The sequence below is a fragment of the Wolbachia endosymbiont of Oedothorax gibbosus genome, assembly GCF_936270435.1.
In the GTDB taxonomy this organism is placed as follows: Bacteria; Pseudomonadota; Alphaproteobacteria; order Rickettsiales; family Anaplasmataceae; genus Wolbachia.
This window is the reverse complement of record NZ_OW370567.1, coordinates 1,296,099-1,317,676: the sequence shown is the minus strand read 5'-3', so window position 1 is coordinate 1,317,676 and position 21,578 is coordinate 1,296,099. Positions and strand designations below refer to the sequence as shown.

At 36.1% G+C, this 21,578-nt stretch carries 17 protein-coding genes and 2 pseudogenes; 8 read left to right on the top strand and 11 right to left on the bottom strand.

Features of this window, described 5'->3' with window-relative positions; genetic code table 11:
- Window positions 1-80: 80 nt before the first annotated feature.
- From pnp to truB, 3 genes are read right to left on the bottom strand one after another with little or no spacing between them, the layout of a single operon-like run.
- Complete coding sequence (gene pnp, locus NBW39_RS06665) at window positions 81-2,354, bottom strand: polyribonucleotide nucleotidyltransferase (RefSeq protein WP_250294979.1); 2,274 nt, start codon at window positions 2,352-2,354, stop codon at window positions 81-83.
- Window positions 2,355-2,368: 14 nt separating this feature from the next.
- Window positions 2,369-2,641: a 30S ribosomal protein S15 gene (gene rpsO, locus NBW39_RS06660; protein ID WP_006279944.1), complete on the bottom strand. Its 273-nt coding sequence runs from the start codon at window positions 2,639-2,641 to the stop codon at window positions 2,369-2,371.
- Window positions 2,642-2,653: 12 nt separating this feature from the next.
- The gene (truB, locus tag NBW39_RS06655; RefSeq protein WP_250294978.1) at window positions 2,654-3,592 is read right to left on the bottom strand and encodes a tRNA pseudouridine(55) synthase TruB; all 939 of its coding nucleotides are present in this window, start codon (window positions 3,590-3,592) and stop codon (window positions 2,654-2,656) included.
- 126 nt (window positions 3,593-3,718) lie between these two features.
- On the opposite strand from truB, the gene NBW39_RS06650 reads away from it, so the two are divergent.
- Window positions 3,719-4,174, top strand: coding sequence for a collagen-like triple helix repeat-containing protein (locus tag NBW39_RS06650; protein ID WP_250295808.1), 456 nt, complete (start codon window positions 3,719-3,721; stop codon window positions 4,172-4,174).
- Between the two features lie 62 nt (window positions 4,175-4,236).
- Here NBW39_RS06650 and ribD read toward each other — a convergent pair whose 3' ends face one another.
- Together ribD and NBW39_RS06640 are read right to left on the bottom strand one after the other, a co-directional pair.
- Window positions 4,237-5,445, bottom strand: a complete 1,209-nt coding sequence (gene ribD / locus NBW39_RS06645) for a bifunctional diaminohydroxyphosphoribosylaminopyrimidine deaminase/5-amino-6-(5-phosphoribosylamino)uracil reductase RibD (RefSeq protein WP_250294977.1) — start codon at window positions 5,443-5,445, stop codon at window positions 4,237-4,239.
- Complete coding sequence (locus NBW39_RS06640; RefSeq protein WP_250294976.1) at window positions 5,445-6,626, bottom strand: deoxyguanosinetriphosphate triphosphohydrolase; 1,182 nt, start codon at window positions 6,624-6,626, stop codon at window positions 5,445-5,447. Before NBW39_RS06640 ends, ribD begins: the two co-directional genes overlap by 1 nt.
- 47 nt (window positions 6,627-6,673) lie before the next feature.
- On the opposite strand from NBW39_RS06640, the gene NBW39_RS06635 reads away from it, so the two are divergent.
- Both NBW39_RS06635 and NBW39_RS06630 read left to right on the top strand, forming a co-directional pair.
- On the top strand, window positions 6,674-7,135 hold the full coding sequence (locus NBW39_RS06635; protein WP_250294975.1) for a HesB/IscA family protein: 462 nt from the start codon (window positions 6,674-6,676) through the stop codon (window positions 7,133-7,135).
- 279 nt (window positions 7,136-7,414) lie between these two features.
- Window positions 7,415-8,089: an ABC transporter ATP-binding protein gene (locus tag NBW39_RS06630; protein ID WP_250294974.1), complete on the top strand. Its 675-nt coding sequence runs from the start codon at window positions 7,415-7,417 to the stop codon at window positions 8,087-8,089.
- A gap of 238 nt (window positions 8,090-8,327) precedes the next feature.
- Here the strand turns inward: NBW39_RS06630 and NBW39_RS06620 are convergent, their stop codons facing one another.
- Window positions 8,328-9,026: an alpha/beta hydrolase gene (locus NBW39_RS06620; RefSeq protein ID WP_250294972.1), complete on the bottom strand. Its 699-nt coding sequence runs from the start codon at window positions 9,024-9,026 to the stop codon at window positions 8,328-8,330.
- A 144-nt stretch (window positions 9,027-9,170) separates the two neighbouring features.
- On the opposite strand from NBW39_RS06620, the gene NBW39_RS06615 reads away from it, so the two are divergent.
- The 3 genes and pseudogenes from NBW39_RS06615 to NBW39_RS06605 all read left to right on the top strand — a co-directional run bounded on the left by NBW39_RS06615 (window position 9,171) and on the right by NBW39_RS06605 (window position 12,321).
- Window positions 9,171-10,307, top strand: coding sequence for a cysteine desulfurase family protein (locus tag NBW39_RS06615; RefSeq protein WP_250294971.1), 1,137 nt, complete (start codon window positions 9,171-9,173; stop codon window positions 10,305-10,307).
- A 497-nt stretch (window positions 10,308-10,804) separates the two neighbouring features.
- On the top strand, window positions 10,805-10,963 hold the full coding sequence (locus NBW39_RS06610) for a hypothetical protein (protein WP_250294970.1): 159 nt from the start codon (window positions 10,805-10,807) through the stop codon (window positions 10,961-10,963).
- Window positions 10,964-11,269: 306 nt separating this feature from the next.
- Window positions 11,270-12,321: pseudogene (locus tag NBW39_RS06605) on the top strand (IS481 family transposase).
- 126 nt (window positions 12,322-12,447) lie between these two features.
- Here the strand turns inward: NBW39_RS06605 and NBW39_RS06600 are convergent.
- From NBW39_RS06600 to mnmG, 3 genes are all read right to left on the bottom strand, one after another.
- A complete protein-coding gene (locus NBW39_RS06600; RefSeq protein ID WP_250294969.1) occupies window positions 12,448-12,813 on the bottom strand; it encodes a hypothetical protein in 366 nt (121 codons plus the stop codon).
- A 119-nt stretch (window positions 12,814-12,932) separates the two neighbouring features.
- Window positions 12,933-14,600: an aminopeptidase P family protein gene (locus NBW39_RS06595; RefSeq protein ID WP_250294968.1), complete on the bottom strand. Its 1,668-nt coding sequence runs from the start codon at window positions 14,598-14,600 to the stop codon at window positions 12,933-12,935.
- Between the two features lie 124 nt (window positions 14,601-14,724).
- Complete coding sequence (gene mnmG / locus NBW39_RS06590) at window positions 14,725-16,623, bottom strand: tRNA uridine-5-carboxymethylaminomethyl(34) synthesis enzyme MnmG (RefSeq protein WP_250295778.1); 1,899 nt, start codon at window positions 16,621-16,623, stop codon at window positions 14,725-14,727.
- A gap of 209 nt (window positions 16,624-16,832) precedes the next feature.
- Here mnmG and NBW39_RS06585 point away from each other — a divergent pair.
- Window positions 16,833-17,204 (top strand): annotated as a pseudogene (locus tag NBW39_RS06585) (transposase); the annotation flags it as partial.
- A 685-nt stretch (window positions 17,205-17,889) separates the two neighbouring features.
- On the opposite strand, the gene NBW39_RS06580 reads toward NBW39_RS06585, so the two are convergent.
- Both NBW39_RS06580 and NBW39_RS06575 read right to left on the bottom strand, forming a co-directional pair.
- Window positions 17,890-18,762 carry an IS982 family transposase gene (locus NBW39_RS06580; RefSeq protein ID WP_250294632.1) on the bottom strand — a complete coding sequence of 291 codons (873 nt, stop codon included), beginning with the start codon at window positions 18,760-18,762 and terminating at the stop codon, window positions 17,890-17,892.
- A gap of 93 nt (window positions 18,763-18,855) precedes the next feature.
- The gene (locus NBW39_RS06575; protein WP_250294966.1) at window positions 18,856-20,562 is read right to left on the bottom strand and encodes a recombinase family protein; all 1,707 of its coding nucleotides are present in this window, start codon (window positions 20,560-20,562) and stop codon (window positions 18,856-18,858) included.
- 299 nt (window positions 20,563-20,861) lie between these two features.
- Between NBW39_RS06575 and NBW39_RS06570 the strand changes: the two genes are divergently transcribed.
- A complete protein-coding gene (locus NBW39_RS06570; RefSeq protein ID WP_370273777.1) occupies window positions 20,862-21,557 on the top strand; it encodes a reverse transcriptase domain-containing protein in 696 nt (231 codons plus the stop codon).
- Window positions 21,558-21,578 lie beyond the last annotated feature (21 nt).

Below are 21,578 nucleotides of genomic sequence, written 5' to 3'. Positions count from 1 at the left end.
ATTTTCGTTATACAATCAAGTTTTATAGACCCCAGTGTCTAGATAATGGGATGACGAGAGGCAACGCAAGAAGTTTACTCTTAATAAAAACCTGATGATGAATCATTATTACCAAATTTCGGCCTGTTTCTGTTGCTGAAACCAGAACGAGGACGAGGAGGCCTCTTATGGTGACTTCCTCCAGGTTTTCTATTAAATGAATTATTGTAATAATTATCCCTGTCATTTGGACCATCTTTCCTTTCCTCGTTGTAAAGCTCACCTTCAAAAAACTCTCCCGTCTCTTGATCAACCCGACGTCTTGACAACTTTGGACATCCACCTTTTTCAAAGTCAATTACTAGTGCTTTGAAAGTATCATCTTGTTTAAGTATGCTCTCTATAGAATCTATGTGTTCATTAGCTATTTCACTTATGTGCATTTTTCCTTTTCTGCCATTAAGAAATTCAAGCTCTACAATAGACTTCTCTATTCTTACAACCTTGACATCAACTATAGAACCTTGTTCTAGTTCTGTTATTGAATCAATCATCATACTCTTTGCAATTTCAGCTTCAGTGCCACTTGTGGCAAAAACAGAAACTTTACCATCATCTCCTATTTCAATTTTTGCATTACTTCTTTCACACACACTGCGTATATTTTTTCCTTTAGCACCAATAGCTGCAGAAATTTTATCTTTATCTATGTAAAATGATAACATTCTTGGTGCATGGTCTTTGACATCATCACTGTGTTCTGAAATCACTGCATTCATTTTTTCTAAAATATGTAATCTTCCAGCTTTTGCCTGTTCTAAAGATTTTTCAACAATTGCAAAGCTTATACCAGGAATTTTCATGTCCATTTGTAGCGCCGTAACCCCTTCACTAGTTCCTGCTACTTTAAAATCCATGTCACCAAGATAATCTTCATCACCCAATATATCGGAAAGTATTATATATTCGTCTTTATCTTTAATGAGGCCCATAGCAATTCCAGCAACAGGGGCCTTTATTGGTACACCTGTATCCATTAAAGCAAGAGAAGTCCCACAAACTGTTGCCATAGAAGAAGAACCATCAGACTCCAAAATTTCGGACACTACTCTTATTGTATAAGGAAATTCAGACTTATCGGGTAAAACAGGATGAATTGCTTTCCAAGCAAGTTTGCCATGACCGATTTCTCTTCTTCCTGGTGCACGTGCAGCAGAAGTTTCTCCAACAGCAAATGAGGGAAAGTTATAATGCAACATGAAATGCTCACGTCTATCACCTTCAATATCATCCACAATTTGCTCATCTTGAGTAGTGCCAAGAGCAGTAACAACCAGTGCCTGAGTATTGCCTCTTGTAAATAGTGCAGAACCGTGAGTTCTGGACAGAATATCAACTTCAACTTCTATCTGACGTATCTCATCATGCTTACGACCATCTATCCTTACACCTTTCTTCCTAATTATTTCACGTACTAAAGATCTTTCAAAGTTTTTTACTGCATACGCAATTAACTTTTCGTCTTTTCCAGCCTCTTTAAGAGTATTCAATATATTCTCTCTGACCGCTTCTAGAGCTTGAACTCGCTCTTGTTTTACTGTTTGCGAATATGCTTTTTCAAAATCTTTACTGTGCTTTTCGAGATCTTGCATTATATCTGATATGTCGATAGGAGGAAAGTTCTCAGGTTTATTGCCAATTGTATCAGCAAACTCTTTTATGAGCTTAATGACAGGTTTAAGGTGTTCATGGCCAAATTTTATTGCATTAAAAACATTTTCTTCAGAGAGCTCTTTCACTTCTGATTCAACCATTAAAATTGAATTTTCATCACCAGACAAAAACAGATCCAAGCTGCTTGCTTTCATCTCCTGAACAGAAGGGTTGAGTATATAGTTATTATTTTCATCACAACCAACCATCACTCCAGCTATAGTAAAGTGAAAAGGAACACCAGAAATTGCAAGAGCTGCAACAGTACCAATCAATGCTGGCACTTCAGGAGGATTGACTGTATCATAAGTTAATAGATTGCACACCACACTAACTTCATCATTAAATCCTTCTGGAAAGAGTGGTCTTACACTTCTATCTATTACTCTTGAGATTAAAGTTTCTCTATCAGATGGCTTGCCTTCTCTTTTAAAAAAGCCGCCAGGGATCTTACCCATGGCATAGCTTTTTGCAATAAACTGCACATTTAAAGGTAGGAAATCAACATTTTCTTCCTTCTTCTTACTTACAACGGTTACTAAAACAGAAGTATCACCGTAATTTACAACTACTGAACCATGAGCTTGGCGTGCTATTTTTCCTGTTTCTAAAGATAAGGTACGACCACCCCACTCTATAGATTTTTTTATAATTTTAAACATACTAAATTCCTCGATTATTTTCTAATGCCTAACTTCTCTATTAATTCCTGATAGGCTTCATTACCAAATTTACGCTTTATATAATTTAAGTGCTTGCGTCTTCTACCTATCAATATAAGTAAACCACGCTTAGAGTGATGGTCATGCTTGTGCACTTTAAAATGCTCAGTTAAATTACTGATCCTCTCGGTCAAAATTGCACATTGTACAAAAGATGAACCTGTATCATCTTCTTTAATTGCATATATATTTATCAAACTCTTTTTCTTTTCGGATGTTATCGACATCTAAACCTCATTTTAAATATTAAAAACACGAATAGGTTTCACACAACCATAAATAAAACTGCACATTGCAATAGGTATACTACCCACTATCACACAACAAGTATCATAATTCTTTAAATTACGCAAGTTATTTAATACAATTTCCTGACCTTTTCTGATTTTCCCCGCTTCTTCTAGGGAAATTTCAATTTTGAACATCGATTTTAAAGCCGATTCAATGGGAATGATGAAACTTTTTGCATTACTCCCTGTACCTTCTATTACTCCAGTATCACCTTTTGTCATCGGAGAGTAAGTTATTGTGTTTCTTTCAGCGAGCTGTTCAATTGTCACTGATTCGTTTTCTCTAAAGTCACCTACCATAGTTCTTCTTAATTTTGTAATATGTCCAAAACAATTTAATGCAATGCCAAGATCCCGAGCAATTGACCTTACATATACACCACTACCGCACATCATAGAAAAATTTGCACTATTATTTATGGTGTTCACAGATATCAATTTTAGTTCATGTATTTTAATTTGTCGGGGTTTTATATTCACCTTTTGCCCACTTCTTGCCAATTTATACGCCCTTGCTCCTTTGATTTTTATTGCTGAAAATTGAGGAGGAGTCTGCTTGATCTCACCAATAAAATTTTCAATTGCACAATTTATTTGATTATATTGAGGTTCTATAGTGCTAGTTCTAATAATATCACCACCCAAATCATCCGTGGTTTTTTGTTCGCCCCATTTTATTGTAAAATCGTATGCCTTTAAGTCACAAGATAAATACGGTATAGTTTTTGTTGCCTCGCCAAGAGCAATTGGCAACACACCTGAAGCCAAAGGATCAAGTGTTCCCAGATGACCAGCTTTCTTAATTCCAAAAATCTTTTTAACTTGGGTTACAGCTTGTGCAGAACTAATTCCTATTGATTTATCAAGATTCAGCCAACCATGTTTCATAGTTAATTATATACAACTGATAACAGTTTAGCTTGAAATATATACTTTATGTGAAAAACAGCTTGACTAACATGCATTATTAACATATACTTAATCTTTTTATTAGCCTTGTTTAAGGAGACTATTATGACTATAAAAAACATATTGAAGTGGGAAAACACTGCACATATAACAAAAATGGGTATTGAAGGTACAGTTGCACTTGCATCTTTAGCGGGAGCAATAACAACAATATTAATTGCTACTAAAGTAATTGCTGGACCTGCATCTTTAGCACTTGTTGCTAGCCCTGCTGGAATTGCAGTTCTATTTATTGCCGCTGTATATTTTGCTGCACAAGCTTATTCTTCATATCAGCAAATGAATGCAATAGAAAATGTTAAGGGTGAAAAAGGCGATAAGGGCGAACAAGGACTTCAGGGTGAGAAAGGTGAACAAGGACCTCAAGGTGAGAAAGGCCCACAAGGTGAGAAAGGTGAACAAGGACCTCAAGGTGAAATTGATGAAGGAGTGCTTAAAACTATGTTGCAAAATACTGAAGTTATGAAAATATTTGAAGATAAGTTTCAACAAAAAGCATAATAACAAATTGTATAGGAGGTAGATTTTCTACCTCTTTTTTTTCCATTATTTAGGTACGTAAGTTATGGTAATCTATCCCACACCTCAACTACATCCTCACTAAACTCTATTATCTCTGCTTTTTTGAACCGATAACATTCATTGATGGATTGAATCCCTAAATCTCCTACAAAAGGAGTGGCATCATTGCCTAAAATTTTACCACTGCGGCAGATTATTAACCTGTCGATTAAGTTATGTTTTAATAATTCTGTGATTAACACTCCTCCACCTTCAACTAATAACCTTGTTATACCGATTTCTGAAACAAGTTTTGATGCCATGTCTTTGAGGCAGACTTTGCCAGCATTGTTTGAATTAACTATCAAATAATTAATGTTTTTTATTTTTTTCTCTATTTCTCTGTTTGTAATCACCCAAGTTGAACCTCTTGTCATCCCAGTGCGTGACACTGGGATCCATTCTTCTTCTTTTTTTCTAGATTCCAGCGTCACGCGCTGGAATGACATCGAGGGGTGTGCTGTTGGCTCTTTGCTTAAATCATGGTTATATAAGGTACCTGCAGTCTTTGCAATGTTATGCTCTTCCTTTAATTTCCCTTGGCTATCTATAATTAGCCTTATTGGCGATCTATTTTCAAGCCCTGGTAATCTGCAAGTTAAGAGTGGATCGTCATTAATAAGAGTATTGCTGCCAATCATAATTGCATCATATTTTGTTCTAAGCTCGTGTACCCAATTTCTTGTGCTTTCACTTGTTATCCATTTGCTATCGCCTGTAAATGTTGCGATTTTCCCGTCAAGAGTTGTTGCGATTTTGCAAGCTATAAATGGTCTATGAAATTCTTTAGTGGTGAAAAAACCGACATTCAGTTCTTCTGCATCTTTTTGCATAATACCTTGCTCAACCTCAATTCCTGCTTCTTTCAGAGCTTTAATGCCTCCACCTGAAACTCTACTATCTGGGTCAATAGTTGCAATTACTACCCTTTTTATTCCGGCTCTTATGATCTCTGCAGTGCAAGGTTCTGTAACTCCAAAGTGGCAACATGGCTCGAGCGTGATATACATAGTTGCATCTTGAATTGAACCTTTCGCGTTTTGCAAAGCGACCATCTCCGCATGCGGACGCCCACCGATCCCTGTATATCCCTCACTAATAATTGTATCATCCTTTACAATAACACACCCGACAGCAGGGTTTGGTGCAACATTTCCAAGATTTTTTTCTGCAAGCCTTAATGCAATTGACATGAAGTGATCATCTGTCATTAGAAAGAAGTCATTTCGTATGAGGTATCAAAAATTCTTCTGTGCTCATGTATAGCAAATCTATCTGTCATACCCGAGATATAGTCACATATTATTACTGAACGCTGAGATTCACAAGCGAGTTTGCTCCACTCTGTGGGAAGTAATCCTGGGTTTTCATAAAAACATTGAAAAAGTTCCTGTATTATGCGTTTTGCTTTGTTCATCGTTCTACTCAGTTTATAGCTTCTGTATATTTTCTCCATGTTGAATCTTTTCATTTCTTTTGTAGCATTTGCAACTTCTGGTGAAAATGTGACTAGCATTTTACTTAGACTTCTTACGTCTTCTACGCTTTTTATTTTGTGATCTTCAATATTTCTTTCAGTCTGAGAAACAACATCACTTATCATAATTCCTATAGTTCCACTCAGTGATTCATGTATGAGTTTGCTCTGAGGCAATTCTGAATATCCGCTCCTTACGTCTTTAAACATTTTTCCAATTAAAGGGACATTCAGCAAATCTTCGATGGTTACTAAATTTGCTCTGAGTGCATCATCAAGATCGTGAACACTGTAAGCAATATCATCGGCAATTGAAGCAACTTGCGCTTCAATGCTTGAAAATTCCTCAAGTTTTAGATCATATTTTTCATTATATTCTAATAACAGCTGATTATTTGTAGAAGACTCCGCGTTTTGACCAAGCAAGGGACCATTATGTTTTGCAACCCCTTCAATCACCTCCCAACTTAGATTCATACCATCAAAATCAGCATGTTTTTGCTCAAGATAAGTTAAAATCCTTATAGCTTGAACATTATGATCAAACTCATACTTCTCATTATTAACTTGAACTAGAGCATTCTCACCTGTGTGACCAAATGGGGGATGACCAAGGTCATGTGCAAGCGCTATGCATTCAGTGATATCCTCATTTAAGCCAAGTCTACGCGCAATGGACCTTGCAATTTGTGCAACTTCAAGGCTATGAGTCAGCCGAGTGCGATAGTAATCGTGCTCGTAATTGATAAAAACTTGCGTTTTGTACCCCAATTTCCTAAACGCATTAGAGTGAACAATGCGATCCCTATCACGCTGAAAGCAACTGCGATTCTCATCTTCTGGCTCTTTGAAGTATCTCCCTTTTGTTTTGCTTGGAAAGCATGCATAATTTAATAGAAAATTATTGTTTGACATGTAAAATTTTTACTATAATAAGTTATCAATAATAAAGGGTGGTTACTATGTCAACAAATTACAACATCAACTTAACTGATAATGCACTAAAAAAAATCTACTCTCTTGCAGAGCAGGAAGGGGATAAGAGTTCCGTTTTGCGAGTTGCAGTTTCAGGTGGTGGATGTTCTGGCTTCAAATACAATTTTCTTATGGATCAAATGAATAAAAATCTATCTTTGGATGATGAAGATGATGATTACGATGATGAGTTTGATGACGAAGACGAAGATGATGATTATGAAGAAAGCGAGGACTATAGAAGCCATTCCAGTTTTAGCGAAAAAGGTAAAGATATAGTAATTAATGATGAAAATGGCAATCCTGTATTAATGGTTGATAATTGTTCAGCAAAATTTTTAAATAACTCAGTTATAGATTATACTGAGGATCTCAGTGGTTCTGGTTTTCAAATAAAGAATGCCTTTGCTAAGTCTCAATGTGGTTGTGGTAACAGTTTCTCGGTTTAGTCAAAAATTTGATGTCATTTCAGTGCTTGACATATAACTGTTCGGATGTTGTAATGTGACACGATGTTACATAGTAAATGATAGTGCGTGACACTGGAATCCAGCCTTTTACGCAATTCCATCACAAACGTTATGTTTTAACATAGGATTAGCTACTTTTATGCTCACCAACTTAGTGTCCAATCGAAATTCCTGGATCCCAGTGTCAAGCACTGGGATGACAAAAATAATGAAAGGTTTTGAAAGCACGATGTTTGTACGGTTGTAGGCTTTTTAAACATGGGTGGTAATGTAGCACTAGAACTAACTTCTGTAGATAAAAGCTTCAAGGACAATTCTGCTGTTGTAAAAGATATTAACCTAAGTGTTACAAGAGGGCAAGTAGTAGCGCTGATTGGCAATTCAGGTGCAGGAAAAACAACTATATTGCAAATCGCAGGTTTGTTGGACAAGCCAACTTCAGGTATAGTTACGATAGATGGAATAAATTGCACACAAGCCAGTAATAAGCATAAAACCCACGTAAGAAGAAATTTTCTTAGTTTTGTTTATCAATTTCACTATTTGTTACAAGAGTTATCGGTGTTGGAAAATATTATGCTTCCTCAACTCATTGCAGGAAAAAGCAAAGCTGAAGCAAAAAAAAGTTCGCAAGCAACATTGGAAAAATTTGGTCTAGAAAACAAAGCAAGTAGTATGATATCTGAAGTTTCGGGTGGGGAAAGGCAGAGAGTTGCAATTGCAAGAAGCATTGTAAATTCTCCAAAGCTTTTGCTTGCAGACGAGCCAACAGGAAATTTAGATCCAACAAATTCTTTGAATGTATTTTTACTGTTACATTCGTACGTAAAGGAAAATAACAGCTCTATGCTTATAGTAACGCATAATCATCTCCTTGCAGAAAAGGCAGACTGCATTTTCCAATTGAGAGATCGATCATTAGTGAAGTTGTAAATAGGAAAAATAGCACAATTTCTATGCCTTATACTTATCTAACCAATGATCATTAACAGAGTACAACTCGCATGAAATGCTTTCATTGCTTTTTATACACGGACTTCTTAACTTACGCTGTTTACTTAGGGAACACCCCGATAACATAAACACAGCTAAAACAAAAAATAATAGCTTTTTAAACATAACAAAACCTTTTTATTTATATTACTACACTCATTTCTCTTATTTGTAAAGATTAGGCATATTCTTTTACCCTTACCTCTTTTTTGACCTTTTGAGAAGAAATAGCTGCACTATTCAAGCGCAGTTTTATATAATCGTCTACGATTTGAGCCACTTTCTCTTCTTTATCCCTTAGAAAGTGATTAGTATCATCTATTATATGATATTTCATGTGATCACTTTTTACTGAATTTATCAACCTTTTTGCTAATTCTGTTACATCGCTTTCTTCTGAAATGGTATCATCACTGCTTTGTATTATAAGCCCAGAAGCTGGACAGGGAGAAAGAAAAGAAAAATCGTACTTAGTTACCGGAAGAGAAAGAGCAATAAAACCCACTATCTCAGGGCGGCGCATTGTTAGCTGCATAGCCACCCATGCTCCAAAAGAAAAACCAGCGATCCAAATTGGAACGTTGCTAGGATTATGTTCCTGAAGCCAATCAATGGCTACCGCAGCGTCAGTCAATTCTCCTATACCCTTATCAAAAGTTCCGGTAGATTTTCCCACACCACGAAAATTAATTTTCAATGCAGAAAAATTGTTATCGATAAAAGACGTATATACACTATGTACAATTTTACTATCCATATTACCACCATATTGAGGGTGATGATGTAAAATCAGCACAACCGGCGCGTTGACATCTTTGCTTTGGTGGTATTCACCTTCTATCTTTCTTGTTGCATTATTCAAAAAAACTTCTACCATGGTAACTCCTAATAAGAACCCGCTTGACAGGTATTTATGACGTGAATTATTAATTATGTATTAATTTCGCTGTTTTTGCAATAAATTTTTTATCGTGTTAAACATAGTTGATTATAGTTAATGGTAAACTTATTTAAGTGACAGATGAGTCCATTCTCTTTAGAAAATAGTGGTTGCGTATATGCTGATTACAATGCAACTGCTCCAATTAGTGAAAATGTAAAAAAAAGTATATTTGAGGTCTTGTTAAAACAAACGCTTAATCCATCATCGCTACATAAAAGAGGACAAGAAGCGAGGAAGATTCTTCAGGATGCAAGAGATAACGTACGTGGTGCTATTGGCGTCTCAAGTGATAAAGAAATAGTTTTTACGTCTGGTGCAACTGAAGCGAATAACCTTGTTATGAGAGGAATAGCAGGCTACCTGCATGTAATTTCAGCTATAGAGCATCCTTCAATTCTTAATTCTGCATGTAATCCATACATAATACCCGTTAATCAGGAGGGCATTGTTGACTTTTTAGAGCTAGAGAAAATTCTAAGCGAACTTAAAGGAAACAAAGCAATAGTTTCAGTTATGATGGCAAATAACGAAACCGGAGTTATTCAACCTATTGAGGAGATAGCTGAAATAGCACACAAATTTGGAGCAATGTGCCACACTGACACTGCTCAAAGTGTTGGGAAAATTAAAGTTAATATGGAAGATTTAGGAGTGGATTTACTTACTTTGTCTGCCCATAAATTTGGCGGTGTAGCAGGCAGTGGAGTTTTAATATTCAATAAAGAACTTGTGATAGAACCTATTATAATAGGTGGTGGACAAGAGAAGGGATTTCGTGGTGGTACGGAAAATATTGTTGCAATTGCAGGCCTTTCTGCTGCACTGCAAAATATTCCAGATCTTCTATCCAAAATGGATGAAGTAAAGGAGCTACGTGATCAATTAGAGTGTGAATTATTAAATCTTGCCAGTGATATAAGAATCTTCGGTAAAAACTCTAAGAGGCTGCCAAACACAAGTTTTATTTATATGCCAGGAGTAAAGAGTGATGTGCAGCTCATGCATTTTGACTTGAATCATATTGCAGTTAGTAATGGCTCTGCATGTTCTTCTGGAAAAGTTGAGCCTTCCCATGTTTTGCTTGCAATGGGAACAACAAAAGAGCAAGCAGAGTGTTCAATTAGAATCAGTATAGGTCCAGAAACTAAACCACAAGACATAAAAAAAATAGTGGATTGTTGGTATAATATCTACAAGAAAAACACCTTGATATAGATAATATGTGGTATCATGCAGGGAGCTATAAATTAATGTAAAAAATTACTTCCGCCAGCCCCCTTATCATGAAACTGAAGCTAATTATTTATCTTCGCAATCTCTGCAGTGGATTAATGACAAAAAAACTTAATGTATTTGGCGTAAGTCATGATGTGCACCTTATGTCTTTATCAAATTTCTAGGTTTTCAAGCTGAAATACGCTTATAAAGCATTTAAAACATCAAAAAACGCCAACTTAAAAAATGGATAGTGAATAACTAGCTACCCTAGGGTTTCTTTTGCTTTTTTTTTCTATTTAGTAAATTTCTTAATGTTTATGGCTAAAAGAGCCCAAGAGAGGTGTAATTCCAGTGCTCCTTTTTTTGTCATCCCAGTGCTTGACACTGGGATCCAGTTTTCCATATAATCTCATCGAAAATGTTGTAACCACTTTCTGTGCTAGTTTGCTTGCTTACAAGCAAACTTTCCTGGATCCCAGTGTCTGGGCACTGGGATGACAGAAGAAGGAGGCACTGGGATGACAGAAGAAGGAAGCACTGGGATGACAGGAGAAGGAAGCACTGGGATAACAGAAGAAGGAAGCACTGGGATGACAGGAGAGGGCACTGCCGTCATAAAGGAACCAGTGTCAGCTACTTGGATGACACCTTGACGATTCGTCATCCCGCTGCTTGTTAGCGGGATCTGAGATACCGCGGCGGTATGACGGTCCGTAGTGGTATGACGGTTAAGTAGGGTGTCATCCCAGTGCCCCCTATGGTGTCATCCCAGTGCTTGACACTGGGATCTAGTCTTTATTATGCAGCCACTTATTTAAAGTTAAGTTTTCTGGATCCCAGTGTCACGCACTGGGATGACAGAAGAGGGGCTACTTGGATGACAGGAGAAGGAAGCACTGGGATGTAATAGTTTAGACTTGATCTGACAGGCAAACAAAGTAAGATAAAAATATGAACAAATTTTAAAGGAGTGTCAGGCAACACAAGAAAAAATACTAAAACCAAAGTTGGGATTGCTAGAACTTGCAAAGCAATTAGGAAATGTATCACAGGCGTGTAAGGTAATGGGATATTCAAGGGATACATTTTACCGCTTCAAAGAACTGTATGAAACAGGAGGAGAAGAGCGAAAAGCAAGCCATTATATGCAAATAGAGTATCGGAGGATATAGAAAAAGCAGTAATTGAAATAGCAATAGAATTTCCAGCATATGGACAAGAAAGAGCAGCAAACGAAGAGAGGAATTCTCATCTCTGCAAGTGGAATAAGATCAGTGTGGCAAAGAAACAATCTTGAAAATTTCAAAAAGAGGTTAAAGGCATTAGAAGCAAAAGTAGCTCAGCATTTTAACAGAAGAGCAGATAACAGCTCTAGAGAAGGCTAAGGAAGAAAAAGAGGCCCATGGAGAAATTGAAACAGAGCATCCAGGATACTTGGGTAGCCAAGACAGTTATTATGTGGGTAATATCAAAGGTATTGGAAGAATTTACCAGCAAACCTTTGTTGATACCTATTCTAGAGTTGCTTTTGCTAAGCTTTACACAGAAAGGACTGCTATCACAGGTGCAGATCTTCTTAATGATAGGGTAATACCGTTTTTTGATGAACAGAAAGTATCATTACTACGCGTTTTGACGGATCGTGGTACAGAGTATTGTGGCAGACCGGAAAATCACGCTTACCAGCTGTATTTGGGGGTAGAAAATATTGATCATTCTCGAACCAAAGCTCGTTCTCCACAGACTAATGGCATATGTGAAAGGTTCCACAGAACTATGCAAGATCAATATTATCTTTAGAAAGAAAATTTACACCTCTTTGGCAGAACTTCAGTTAGATGTAGACCATTGGGTGCATTCTTACAATAGATCTAGACCGCATTCAGGTAAATATTGCTATCCTATGCAAACCTTTTTTGATAGTATGCATATTGCTTATCAGAAAAATATTGATAGCATTAAACAGGATGCTGATTTTGGTTTTGACTTTGTCAATTCTTCTGTCAGTTAATTCACGCCTGTCAGATCAAGTCTAAACTATTACAAATAATGTCATGCAAGCAGCCACACTACTTGCATGACATCAGTTCGACTTACCGTCCAACTAGAAAGCTGTACATAGAATGCCAGATGTTGTTTATTTACTTTCGATCTTTTCTATCAATTTTTTAACTAAACCTCTTAGCTTTTTACTGGATTCATCGAGCTCTTGAATCTGCGAGCTGCGCTCTTTCATTAGTTGCTTATAGTTACCTTTTATGTAGTCAATCATTTCCTTCATCTGAGCAATCATCTTGTTGATATCCATACTACCCAAATCAGGTATCATGTTAGGCATAGCACCTTCTAACATACCGCCAGCCATAAGCTGCTGAGACATTTGCATAAATGGTTTTAAAGTCTGATTAAGCAATTCAGGATCCTTGGCTAATTTTTCTATTTGCTCTTTGCAAGTATCCATATACTGCTTCATAAATTCATCTTCTTGCCCTTTGTCTATCATAATTATAACCTACCTAAAAATACGTGTTCTCTATTATATATCGTTTTAAAATTAAAAACAATACACAAAATACCTATTGGTAACCCTATTAATACTTTATTAAACAACAAACAATTTGTTTATAGAGGGTCACATACCTTCTTTAACCATTCCTTATCTTTTACGCTATTTTCTAAGTTTTTATAGACAAATTGATGGTAGCCATTTATCCATTCAATTTCATCTTTAGTAAGCATTTGCACATCTATTAGCCTTCTATCATATGGAATGGAGGTCAGTTGTTTGAAATGTAAAAAGCTGTTTTCTTGTCTGTCGACATACATCAGATTTTCAATTCTTATTCCATACTTTTCTGGAATGTAATAGCCAGGTTCGTTAGAAAGTATCATTCCTGGCGTGAGTTTCACTTTATTTCCCTTTGATATTGCTTGTGGCCCTTCGTGTACTGATAGGTAACTTCCTACTCCATGCCCTGTACCATGCATATAGTCCATTCCAAATTTCCATAAATGCGTACGTGCCAATATATCCAATTCTCCACCAGTAGTGCCAGGAGGAAAGATGACGCTTGCTACAGCAATGTGAGCTTTGAGTACTATTGTATAGTGGGTTATTTGCTCATTGGTCGGATTACCAACTACTACAGTTCTTGTCACATCAGTTGTGCCATTAAGGTATTGGCCACCAGAATCAATCAAATATAGTCCATCTTTCTGAATTACTTTATTCGTCTTACTGCTTGCACGATAGTGAATTATTGCACCATTTTCATTAAATGCGGAAATTGTTGGAAAGCTCAATTGTTTAAACAAATCCTGCTCTTTTCTGTATTCTAAAATTTTTTCTTCGGCTTCAAGTTCTGTACCAACATTACTTTCAAGCCAATGTAGAAAGTTTGTAACTGCCACTCCATCTCTGATGTGCGCATTTATAGCCCCAGCTATTTCAGTTTGATTTTTCACTGCTTTATAAATTAAACAAGGATCTTCTCTTTTAACTACCTGTTTATCTTTTATTACAGCCATGATGCTCATAGGAGTTGTGTTTGGATCTATAATTATTGAATTTAGCTTGTGCAGCGAATTTTCTAGCTCACTAATATCAAAAATATTTATATGATTGCCTAAATTTGCTTCTATAGTTGAATGTTCTTTATCTTGAATAAACAAATCAACATTACCGCTTTTATACAATATAGCACGGCCAAATATACATGGAGTATATTTGGCATTTTCATTTCTTAAATTTAATAGCCATGAAATTGAATTTGGATCAGTTAAAAGCACTGCTTCAGCTTCTTTATCTATGCTTTTAGCGACTTTTTCACATTTATTCTTGCTAATTTCACCGGAATACTCAGTTGCATGTGGAACTATCGTTTGTTTTCTACAATTATTTTCTTTTCTAATTGAGTAGGGTGCTAATTTACAAATATCTTCATACTTTCTTATATCTTCTATGGTAAAATATTGCAAATAATAACCTAGTGAGGCAGTCGATGTTAAGTTTGCTTTTATCCATTCGTGTGGATCCTCTTCTTGTATATTATATACTTGAAAATTGCCCTGATCGAGCTGATTGTGAGCTTGTGTGATGTAGCGTCCATCAGTAAAAAATGGGCATTTGTTGTTTTTCGTGACAATGAGTAGCCCATTTGTTCCTGTAAAGCCACATAATTCTGTTAACTCTTTTGAATATTCATTTAAATACTCATCTTTAGTATGCAACATAAATGCGTCAACATTTGTTTCACACATAAAAGAACGAAATTCTTCGATTTTTGACATGATATTACCTCTAGACTTGAAAAATATTTGAAATTTTTTATGAATCTCTGTTTAGGAAAACTGTGGTAACACAGCTACTATAAGTTATGGTAATTAACAAAGCTACTTTTGTCAAGCAAAATTTTCAATTAGCAATTTTTCTATTTCTCAAATACACCAGTATGCTAACTATTGCTGCAGGAGTGATGCCTTGTATTTGCTTTGCAATGCCAATTGTTGCTGGTTTTATCGTCTGCAACTTTTCTATTACTTCACTTGACAGGCCTTTAATCTGTGAGTAGTTGAAATTAGTTGGAATTTGAGTGCTAACTTCCTCTTGTAGAAACTTCATATCCGCTTCTTGTCTTATTAGATAAGGTTTGTATTTTGCTTCAATTTCAACAGCTTCGTATATTTCATTCTTAGTTATGCTACCCATTGCGGCGTCATTCCAGCGCGTTAACTCCAGCCATATTTCTTGTAATTTATTCCAGTCGATATTTGGGTAGCTAAGTAAATCTAGTGCCGTTTTTCTTATCCCATCATAAGATATTTTAATGCCATAAGACCTAAGCTGCTCAGGAGTAATCGTCAGACTCCCTAACTTCTCTTCAAGCTGCTTAATGGATTCAAGTTTATTCTGTAAAACAGAGTATCTCTCATGCGACACAAGGGAAATATCATAACCTTTTTGTGTTAATCTTCTATCTGCATTATCTGACCTGATAGCTAGTCTATATTCTGCACGTGAAGTAAATAATCTATAAGGCTCGATCACCCCTTTGGTGACTAGATCATCTATCATTACGCCGATATACGAATCTGTGCGGTGAAGAACAAAACTTTCTTTTTTTTCAGATGCAGAAAGTGCTGCGTTAATTCCAGCGATAATTCCTTGCCCTGCTGCTTCTTCATATCCAGTAGTGCCATTAATTTGGCCAGCAAAATATAGGCCTTTAATTTTCTTAGTTTCAAGAGTATGGCTTAGTTCTCGTGGATCAATATAGTCATACTCAACTGCATATCCAGGTCTTAGTATTTCTGCATTTTCAAGTCCCTTGATACTCTTTATCATTTCACACTGCACTTCAATAGGCAATGAATTTGAAATTCCGTTCGGGTATATAGTATCATCATTCAAGCCCTCTGGTTCTAAAAATATTTGATGACTACTTTTTTCTGCGAATTTTTTAACCTTAGTTTCAATGGATGGGCAGTATCTTGGTGCAACAATGTCATCTAAATATGAAGAAGCTGACCTATGAAGATTTTCTCTAATTATTTTATGCGTGTTTTCATTAGTATGGGTAATAAAGCATGATACCTGAGGTTGGTTAATTTTTTCTGTGAGATAAGAAAACGGCACAGGTGGATTATCACCCACTTGTTCTTGCAATATTGACCAGTTTATAGTGCCACGATCAAGCCTTGGCGGAGTTCCGGTACGCAATCTACCTAATTTAAAATTATATTTCTTCAACGTATTTGCAAGTTCTACGGCAGGCTTATCTCCCATTCTCCCTGAAGGAGTTACCTGCTCTCCTATATGAATCACACCCCGCAGAAAAGTCCCTGTAGTTAGAACGACTTTACTTGTCAGTATATGCTCCCCTGAGCTTGTTATTACAGCTTTAATGCACAATTCTCCATTGTTATTACTCTCTATAAGAAAATCGTCAACCGACTCTTCTTTTACCGTCAAATTATTATAATTTAGAATAATTTCCTGTATTGCTTGCTTGTATAATTTTCGGTCTGCCTGTGCACGCGGGCCCCATACTGCTGCACCTCTGCTGCTATTTAAAATGACTGAGTGTATACTTGCTTGATCGATTGCTCTTCCCATTATTCCATCAAGAGCGTCAACTTCCCTGACTACAACGCCCTTTGCAACTCCTCCGATTGCTGGATTGCAGGACATTTCCCCTATAGTTGAAATTTTATGAGTTATAAGCAGCGTGTTTGCACCAAGGCGAACTGCAGCAGCAGCAGCTTCGCACCCTGCATGACCACCACCTACTACTACTACGTCATATTTATGCATGCCTTCTTGAGTAACTCTTACTCTACTAATATTCCGACTATTAGCGGTTAATGTCAAATTTTACAGTAAATTCATTACTTTTTCTGTCATCCCAGTACCTTCTCCTATCATCCCAGTCTGGGATGGCTTTGTTGCATAGCAACCGAAAAAATCTGGTAGCTACTGACAAAATTCATTATAAATAACCATTTAACTGTTGAAGAAAAAATATGCCACAGAAAATGAAAGTCAGTAACCAAAACGAATATAACAAATTCCTTGAAAAAAGAGGAAATATTTTTCGTTACATAGATGAAGCTATCGAAAATTGGTATGAAAATAGTCCAAAAATGCAAGGCGGCAACTATATTTATAGTGATAAAGTTGTAATTTTGGTGCATATAATCGTCAATCTCTTTAGAATTGGTTTAAGACAAACGGTAGGGTTTATAAAAGGATATTTGCAACAAATAGGAAAAAATTTGGCAGTTATCAGCTATTCACAAGTATCAAGAAGGTTTAAAAAACTTAATATTAAGATAAATGATTGCAGGGTTGATAAAAGCAACATGGAAAATATAGATAGCACAAGTATCAGCATTGACTCCTGCAACAATGTTGCAATAAACTTTGGTCCGCTTTTCCACTGTGTGTGAAAGAGTCTGGCAGCTCTTTTACTCGAAACACGATATGCACGTCTTCATGGTTAATCTCAATTCGCTTAACTAATGTTCTAATGATATCACAGCCAATCTGCGTTATCAAGACTTGAGTTAACGCTAGAAGGGGAGTGTTAAATAAACCATACGCGTCAAGTTAAGGAAAAGTAGTATAAGAAAAAAAGGGAAATGGTAAAAACTATTTTAGATAGTAAGCAATAAAGCTAATAGTTTATAGATTTTTCTGAAAAATTTATTTCATTTTAAATCAAAACTTCCTTGAAAAGTAAACGTAACAAACAAGATACCCCTTTTAAATGTTGCTATATTGGGCAATATTTCCTTAACTTGACGCGTATGGTTAAATAAACTGTGTCAAACCGAAAAAAAAGTAATAAATTGATATAAAAAAAAATGGAGGTTTGACATGAGTGCGTCAAGGGAAGCGTTTAGAAAACAGTTGGTGAAAATCCAACCTAGGCAAAGTCTAGCCAACAGCCTAGAACAGACCATTATGCTGTGTAAGGTAACGAGCGTAGTAAAGCTAATGGAATGGACAATACAGGGTGCAACGAAAGTAAAGGTATTGAGTTCCGAAATTGCCAACATTATAGACCCCAGTTATGGATTAACCAACGAAGTAAAGCTGAGAAATACAGGGCTTTTTCGATTGCATTGAATAAGAAATGAGGGTAGAAAAAATATGTACCAAGAAATTTACTGTGGATCTATGCCGAGTGTGCTCAAGTTCAAATTTGTTTTTTAGGCAGCCAAAAACCGTTTCAACAATCGATCTTTTCCCTAGTAAAATCTTCTCTTTCAGCGAAATCAGTGCATTTTTCATACCTTTTTTCACTTTAGTGACGAGTTTTAGACCTCTATCGAATAGTTTCTCAAAGAGCTCTTTCTTTATATAGCCCTTATCTCCAAACAAAAGTCCAGTTAGTTTTTTGGTTAGAGTTGGTACAGGTTTTCTGTCATCGACGTTACCTCTGGTTAGCGTAACACCTTGAATTTCACCTATTTCATTGATTACTACATGTAATTTAAAACCAAAAAACCAGCCGTAAGTATTCTTTCCTAACTCTGCTAATCCTTTGAAAACCTTATTTCTTGAGATTCTTTTTCGATGGCATACTGCTATTGAAGTAGAATCTATGTAGGAAATCCCGGTCATTTTTGCTTGTTCACAAAACCATTGCAAAAGTAATGCTAAATACCACAAAACTCGCGGCTTTAAGGCAATAAATCTGTGATATGAAGGCAGCTTTGAAAACTCTGATCTATAGAATAACTGAAGATAACAAAGATAAAAAGCCTTGAAGTTTTTACATGGTGATTTATGGTATAATAGGATTATGGTTAGAATTTCTGAGTGCGCTATTTCTGGTACTCTGGTTGGTTTTTTGCCGTTTGATAAGAACCTATTTGCAAAATTATCATCTACCGCACGACAAAAATCCTCGACGCAACAGTACAGTTCTGTAATATCTTTCTTCATGGGTAACCTCTTATTATTACTAAAATACTCGAGTTTACCCTGTTTCCCTCTTCTTAGTTATACTTTTATCTATTTTCTAATCCATAACTGAGGTTATAGAGGTCGACACTGTTCATGTGGTGGAAGACAGCATGAGGGGTAACGATAAGGCAAGTTATTACTCCGCCAACAATGTTGCAAATTTTTCTTTTCTTCTCCATTATGTCCAGGAAAGTTTGATAGTTCTTTTACACGAAACACCACGTTTACGTCTTCAAGGTCAACTTCAATTCTCTTAACCAATGTTCTAATAATACCGCGTTTAGTTAGCCAGTCTGCGCTATCAAGGTTTGATGTAATATTGGAAGAAAAGTCTTCTAAATTGGTCACGACCAGAGTTACTTCCTGTTCTAATTTCTTTTGATCAAATATCCTCTTCTTCTCCTCTTCAATTGTTTTTAAGCTTTGTTTCATCGCTTTGATTCGTGGTTCAAATTCTTCTTGATTAATATATTCTTGGGCATAACTATCAATAAGTCTAGCAATGCCTCGTTTTAATTTATTTTCTTGCTTTTCAAGCAAATCGCTTTTTTTATCCCACGATGATTTTTTAAGCTCTAAAAGTCTACGTTTGTATTCTTCTAAAATTCTATTTGGATTTTTCAATAAATGCTTAACTTCTTCCCACACAGCTGTTTCTAATGCATCTGTACGAATGTGTTTATTATCACAAATTTTGTTACCACCAAAACGGTAAGAATCTCTACCAATACAACGATAATATGCATAATGCTCAACTTTTTCTCCTCGTTTATTTCTTACAGGACTTCCATAATATGCATAACGACAACGCTTACATACGACTAAACCTTGTAATAAATACTTTGCTCCTCTTTCTCTTGTCCTGGCTATTTTTCTGTTCTCAGCTAACTGTTCTTGAACCATATCAAATATATCTTCATCCACTATATTTGGCACTTTAACATAAACCCAATTCGCTTTTTCGACAGGATAAATGGAGTAATTATCTTTTGGCTGTTCACAAGAATGTTTTTGTGGTCTTATCTGTTGTAACCTTACACCTACCTTTGTTTTACCAAAAGCTGCTTGTCCTTTGTAAGCGGGGTTTTTTAACATACCCCAAATTACACTTCTATCCCAGCACTTTTTTCCTGTTCGTGTCATAATGGACATAGTATTTAGCCGACGACATACTTCCCCAATACTTGCCCTTTCTCTGCCTATCCACAAAAATACTTTGCGAACAACATCAGCTTCTTCTTCGTTAATTTCAAATAAAGCTTGTCCTCCTCCCATATACTTATCTATATAACGATAACCGTATGGAGCTCCTCCCATTACACTTACACAACCTTTATTAGCCGCATAAATCTTTCCACGACGACTTCGTTCCATAATTTTTGCACGTTCATATTCTGCTATCATACCTTGCATTTGTAACAGCAATTGGGATTCTGGGTTATCGTTAATCTCATAATTTAAAAAAACCGCTTCTGCTCCTGCTTTCTGAAATTCTTCAAGCAATATCATTTGATATGCATATTTTCTAGATAAACGATCAGGAGAATGAATGTAAATTTTATCAATTTCACCTTCTATTACTTTATCACGTAATTTTTCTAGACCAGGACAGACTAAATTAGATCCACTGTAGCCATTATCAATAAATTCATGCTCTCTCAATAATCTGTACCCATCCATGCTAATCTGCTTCTCTATAGCTGCAACTTGGCTTGCTATTGTATTTTCTTGTGCTTGTTTCCCCGAAGAAACTCTTGCATATAAACTCACTGTTACCATTTGATCCCCCTTGAATCGCACTTTTATGTTTTAAGCTTTTTTGACTTACTTGCTTTGATGCTGCTCTTTCATAAGCATCTAACAAATACTTTTCTGACAACCGATTAGGCTCATAGCTACAGCTAATCCGTACAGCCGATCTCTTATTCCCCATGAACTTTCCTTGAAATAATATGTTCATATCATTCATTGAAGCTGATGGTTAATTGATTATTGGTGCTATAAATAAATAGCTCTCTTGGTTTTGGACACAGAAGTTTTCGAGAAATGCTTTTCTCTAATTTTACGTTTTTTGCAACATTGTTGGCGGAGTAATAAGCCCTGTATTGGCAAATATATATTTACACTATGTACTAGATCTATGGTTTGAAAAGAAAGTAAAACAAGAATCTAAGGGGTATATGGAGCTAGTCAGGTACGCAGATGACCTTCTGGTGTGCTGTGAAAGTGAGGAAGACGCTAAAGAATTTCTAGAATCATTGAAACAAAGATTAGCCAAGTTTGGTTTGGAAATATCTGAAAATAAAACAAAAATAGTAAAGTTTGGTAAGAAAGAATGGTATCAAGCAGAAAGAGAGAAACGAAAGACGGAAAGCTTTAATTTTCTGGGATTTACACATTATTGTGGGAAAAGTCGAAATGGCAGACTTATGATGAAGCAGAAAACTTCAAAAATAAGCCTAGCCAGAAAGATTAAAGAAATCAAAGAGTGGTTGAAAGCGGTTCGGAATCTTATTCGTCTCAAAGACTGGTGGCAAATACTCAAAGCCAAACTAAGAGGACACTATAACTACTTCGGGATTAGCGGAAATTATCGATGGCTCAATAAGTTTAATTGGGCAGTAAAGAAGCTAACGTTTAAGTGGATAAACCGACGTAGCCAGAAAAAGAGCATGAATTGGGAACAATTTATGCATTATACACAAGTCAATCCACCACCAAAACCAAAAATATGTTTTTCCTTATATACACAGGAGGTATGTCGTGAACGCTAATATTGTGGAGCCGTGTGCGGG

Coding starts and splice junctions, on each gene's coding strand:
- pnp (WP_250294979.1), bottom strand. CDS start 2,354: ATGTTTAAAATTATAAAAAAATCTATAGAGTGGGGTGGTCGTACCTTA.
- rpsO (WP_006279944.1), bottom strand. CDS start 2,641: ATGTCGATAACATCCGAAAAGAAAAAGAGTTTGATAAATATATATGCA.
- truB (WP_250294978.1), bottom strand. CDS start 3,592: ATGAAACATGGTTGGCTGAATCTTGATAAATCAATAGGAATTAGTTCT.
- NBW39_RS06650 (WP_250295808.1), top strand. CDS start 3,719: ATGACTATAAAAAACATATTGAAGTGGGAAAACACTGCACATATAACA.
- ribD (WP_250294977.1), bottom strand. CDS start 5,445: ATGACAGATGATCACTTCATGTCAATTGCATTAAGGCTTGCAGAAAAA.
- NBW39_RS06640 (WP_250294976.1), bottom strand. CDS start 6,626: ATGTCAAACAATAATTTTCTATTAAATTATGCATGCTTTCCAAGCAAA.
- NBW39_RS06635 (WP_250294975.1), top strand. CDS start 6,674: ATGTCAACAAATTACAACATCAACTTAACTGATAATGCACTAAAAAAA.
- NBW39_RS06630 (WP_250294974.1), top strand. CDS start 7,415: ATGGGTGGTAATGTAGCACTAGAACTAACTTCTGTAGATAAAAGCTTC.
- NBW39_RS06620 (WP_250294972.1), bottom strand. CDS start 9,026: ATGGTAGAAGTTTTTTTGAATAATGCAACAAGAAAGATAGAAGGTGAA.
- NBW39_RS06615 (WP_250294971.1), top strand. CDS start 9,171: ATGAGTCCATTCTCTTTAGAAAATAGTGGTTGCGTATATGCTGATTAC.
- NBW39_RS06610 (WP_250294970.1), top strand. CDS start 10,805: ATGACAGAAGAAGGAGGCACTGGGATGACAGAAGAAGGAAGCACTGGG.
- NBW39_RS06600 (WP_250294969.1), bottom strand. CDS start 12,813: ATGATAGACAAAGGGCAAGAAGATGAATTTATGAAGCAGTATATGGAT.
- NBW39_RS06595 (WP_250294968.1), bottom strand. CDS start 14,600: ATGTCAAAAATCGAAGAATTTCGTTCTTTTATGTGTGAAACAAATGTT.
- mnmG (WP_250295778.1), bottom strand. CDS start 16,623: ATGCATAAATATGACGTAGTAGTAGTAGGTGGTGGTCATGCAGGGTGC.
- NBW39_RS06580 (WP_250294632.1), bottom strand. CDS start 18,762: ATGAAGAAAGATATTACAGAACTGTACTGTTGCGTCGAGGATTTTTGT.
- NBW39_RS06575 (WP_250294966.1), bottom strand. CDS start 20,562: ATGGTAACAGTGAGTTTATATGCAAGAGTTTCTTCGGGGAAACAAGCA.